Source organism: Nocardia farcinica, assembly GCF_029867845.1.
Lineage (GTDB): Bacteria > Actinomycetota > Actinomycetes > Mycobacteriales > Mycobacteriaceae > Nocardia > Nocardia farcinica_A.
Map to the genome: position 1 here is coordinate 1 of NZ_JARWRU010000976.1, position 3,812 is coordinate 3,812.

Annotated in this window: 5 protein-coding genes; 2 read left to right on the forward strand and 3 right to left on the reverse strand. The window is 72.3% G+C overall.

What is annotated here, in order from left to right; all coding sequences use genetic code 11:
* The first annotated feature begins 90 nt into the window (after positions 1–90).
* Positions 91–1,566 (forward strand): dihydroorotase family protein, encoded by a 1,476-nt coding sequence (locus tag QH283_RS21545; protein WP_280504790.1) that lies wholly within the window; start codon positions 91–93, stop codon positions 1,564–1,566.
* A 148-nt stretch (positions 1,567–1,714) separates the two neighbouring features.
* Positions 1,715–2,440 (forward strand): isochorismatase family protein, encoded by a 726-nt coding sequence (locus QH283_RS21550; RefSeq protein ID WP_280504786.1) that lies wholly within the window; start codon positions 1,715–1,717, stop codon positions 2,438–2,440.
* Positions 2,441–2,589: 149 nt separating this feature from the next.
* Here QH283_RS21550 and QH283_RS21555 read toward each other — a convergent pair whose 3' ends face one another.
* The 3 genes from QH283_RS21555 to QH283_RS21565 all read right to left on the reverse strand — a co-directional run.
* Positions 2,590–3,159, reverse strand: coding sequence for a hypothetical protein (locus QH283_RS21555; RefSeq protein ID WP_280504787.1), 570 nt, complete (start codon positions 3,157–3,159; stop codon positions 2,590–2,592).
* A gap of 7 nt (positions 3,160–3,166) precedes the next feature.
* Positions 3,167–3,589, reverse strand: coding sequence for a neocarzinostatin apoprotein domain-containing protein (locus QH283_RS21560; RefSeq protein WP_280504788.1), 423 nt, complete (start codon positions 3,587–3,589; stop codon positions 3,167–3,169).
* Positions 3,586–3,812, reverse strand: a 227-nt coding sequence (locus QH283_RS21565) for a hypothetical protein (protein WP_280504789.1), incomplete at its 5' end; no start/stop codon positions are given. The genes QH283_RS21565 and QH283_RS21560, both read right to left, overlap by 4 nt.

Sequence of the window (3,812 nt, forward strand, 5' to 3'; positions counted from 1 at the left end):
CCCCCCCCCCCCCCGCGGGGTGGGGCGGCGCACCGCCGGGTGCCCGGCGGTCCGAAACAGCCCACAGCTGCTTGTGTCTCGCGGACAGGAATGGAGTTCGAGGTGTCCTCGATCGATCTGCTGATCCGGCACGCGCGTGTGGTGCGGCCGGGAACGGATACCCCGGAACCCCCGCCGCCGGTGGACATCGCGGTCACCGACGGCAGGATCAGCGCGGTCGGCCCCGGCCTCGCGGTGTCGGACGCCGCGCGGGTCGTGGACGCCGAAGGCCTGCTGGCCTTCCCCGGCGTGGTCGACGGCCACCAGCACTGGGGCATCTACCGGGATCTGGCCGCCGACACCGACAGCGAGAGCCGTGCCTGCGCGCAGGGCGGGGTCACCACCTCGCTGACCTACATGCGGACCGGGCAGTACTACCTGAATCGCGGCGGACCGTACCGGGAGTTCGTGCCGGTGGCGCTCGATGCCATGGCGGGCCGGTCCTTCGTCGACCACGCGCTGCACCTGGCCCCGATGACCGCCGAGCACATCGCCGAGATACCGTCCCTGATCGAGGATTTCGGCATCGTCTCGTTCAAGATCTTCATGTTCTACGGCGGCCACGGCCTGCACGGCCGTTCCGACGACCAGGCCGCCTTCCTCATGATCGGCCGGGACGAGCGCTACGACCTGGCGCACTTCGAGTTCGTCATGCGCGCGCTGACCGCCGCCCGGGCCCGCTACGGCGCGGCGGTCTCGCTGTCGCTGCACTGCGAGACCGCCGAGATCATGGCCGCCTACACCGCCATGGTGGAACGCGAGGGCGTTCTCACCGGCCTGCGGGCCTACAGCGCCTCCCGCCCGCCGCACTCGGAGGGCCTCGCCATCACCATGGCCGCCTATCTCGCCCACGAGACCGGAATGGCGGGCATCAATCTGTTGCACCTGTCCTCGGCCGAGGCCGTGGACGCGGCCCTGCGCATGGCATCGGCCTTCCCCTCGGTGGACTTCCGGCGCGAGGTCACCATCGGCCACCTGCTCGCCGACGTGGACAGCGCGTCCGGGATCGGCGGCAAGGTCAATCCGCCGCTACGGGAGCGCGCCGATGTGGAGGCGCTGTGGCGGCACCTGCTGGCAGGCGAACTCGACTGGGTGGTCAGCGACCACGCGTGCTGTCGTGACGAGCAGAAGTTCGGGACCGACCGCGACGATGTGTTCGCCGCGAAGTCCGGCTTCGGCGGCGCGGAGTACCTGCTGCCCGGTCTGGTCGGCGAGGGGATCAGGCGCGGGCTGTCGCTGTCGCGGATCGCCGAATCGACCTCGTGGAACCCGGCGCGCCGCTACGGCCTGACGGGCAAGGGGGACATCGCCGTGGGCTTCGACGCCGACATCGCGCTGGTCGACCCGGATGCCCGGTGGACGGTGCGGGCGGCCGATTCCGAATCCGCCCAGCAGTACACGCCGTTCGAGGGGTTCGAGATGTCCGCGCGGGTCACCGACGTCTTCCTGCGCGGGCATCGGATCTGCAAGGACGGGCGGGTGACCGGCGATCCGAGGGGCGCCTACCTGCACCGCCACCCCGGCTGAGCCCGTTACCCCGGCCGAGCCCGCCACCGCACCCGAGTTACACCGCACCCGAGTTCCACCGTGCCCGAGCCCGCCACCGTGCCCGAGTTCGACACCGCGCCCGGGTTGACACCGCTTCCGAGCCCGACATCGAGGAAAGGCCCCGCTGATGTCCGTCGACGAATCAAGGGGCGCCCCGGCGTCCTCCGCTGCCGCATCCGGCCCGGCGCGGGAATCGACCGCGCCGACGCGGCCGGACCTCGCCGACGACTACGCCCTGGCCGGTTTCGGTGGCGCACTCGAACCGGGAACGCGGCCCGCGCTCGTCCTGGTCGACCCGGCCCGCGCCTACATCGACCCGAGGTGCTCGCTGTACGCGGGCGTCGAACGGCCGGTCGAGGCGATGCGCACCCTGCTGGCTGCGGTGCGGCGCGCCGGGTTCCCGGTCGTGGTGACCGAGGTGCGGTTGCGGGCGGACGGGGCGGACGCGGGGGTGTTCTTCCGCAAGGCGCCCAGTCTGCGCGCGTTCTGCGCGGGCAGCTCGTTCGCCGAGTTCATCGACGGTCTCGCGCCTGCGCCGGGGGAGCTGCGACTGACCAAGAAGTATCCGAGCGCGTTCTTCGGCACGACTCTGGGCTCGCACCTGACCGCGGCGCGTGTCGACACGGTGCTCATCGCGGGCCTGTCCACCAGCGGGTGTGTGCGCGCGACCGCGCTGGACACCATGCAGCACGGGTTCGTGCCCATCGTCGTCGCCGATGCCGTGGGCGACCGTGACCCGGCGGTGCACGCCGCCAACCTGTTCGACATCGGTCAGAAGATGGGCGAGGTGTGGGAACTGGCCCGTGCGCTGGACTACCTGCGCGCGACGGCCGAACACGCCGCCTGTCGGTGACATCCGCCATCGGTCACCTGGCAGGTGTCCGATGGCCGCGGCGCCCGACCCCGCGCGGCCGATACACTTGCGTGGCGAATCCCCGAGGCGGTAGGAGCACCTCGGGGATCCGTCCATCCGGCCAGGGCCTCATCGCCCGGCCCGTGCGGTCAGCTCGCGCGCCTGCGCATCAGGAAGGCCGCGACCGCCGCCAGTGCCACCACGACCACGACCACCGCGCCGATGATCAGCGGCGCGTTGCTGTCGGCTTCGTCGCTCTCGGCGGCCGCTTCCGGCGCGGGGGCGGGCGGCTGTTCCTCGGCCGCCGCGAAATCCAGCGGCACCGAGGTGATGATGTTCGCCGGGTTGGTCAGGCTGGTGACCGCCAGCGTGCACGCGCCCGCCGCGCTCGTGCAGACCACCCCGCCGATCTCCGGGGCCAGGGTGATGGCGTCCTTTCCTTCGTCGGCCTGCCAGACGCCCGCGGCGTCGGCGGTGCCCATGAGGGCGGTCTGCAGGCTGCAATCGGTCGGCGCCACCACCTGCGCCTTGCACTGGCCGATGGTGACCATCGGCAGGTTCGGCGGCAGGCCCTCGAGCGTGACCTGCACCGCCTCGCCCGCGGTCACGGTGGACGAATCCAGTTGCAGGGTGGGCTCGGCGTGGGCGGCCGGGGCCAGCGCGAGGGCGCCGACGGCCATGGCCGCGACCGCGCCGACGCGGGAAATCGTTGCTGTCATGATGTGCCTATCCGAAGGTCAGCGGGACGGTCGCCAGGATGTTGTAGGGGTTGTTGAGGCTGGTGACCACCATGGAGCAGGTGCCGGGCGCCGCGGCGCAGTCCGCGCCGCCGAGGCTGCCGACCAGGGTGATCGCGCTGGTGCCCTTGTTGGACACCCAGTTGCCCGCGCCGTCGGCGGTGCCGAGCAGCCCGCCCGCCAGATTGCAGTCACCGACGGTGGACACCGCCGACTTGCACTGGCCGATGGCCACGGTGCCCAGGTCTGCGCTGATGCCGCTCAGCGACACCGACACCGTCCGGCCCGCGCTCAGGCCGCTGGTCTGGCTGACCCACAGCGACGGTCCCGCCGATGCGGTGCCGGTGGCCGCGAGCACGGCCGCGCCGGCGACCGCCGTCACGGCGCCCAACCGGGTTGCGACGAGTTTCATTTCTCCTCCTGGGATCTCACAACGACCACGGGCCGGGCGACTGCCAGGCCCGCGACGATCAACAGCAGCACCGCGGTGGCCGACCACAGCGGCGCCGAGGGCCCGGACAGGTCTTCGGCGGCCGCCTCGACGGCCCCCCGCCGGGCCCACACGCCGCCGGCGAGCCGCCGGCCCGGGAATCCGTAGAGGAGCGAGACCCGAATGGGCGGCCGGTAGGCCGCGG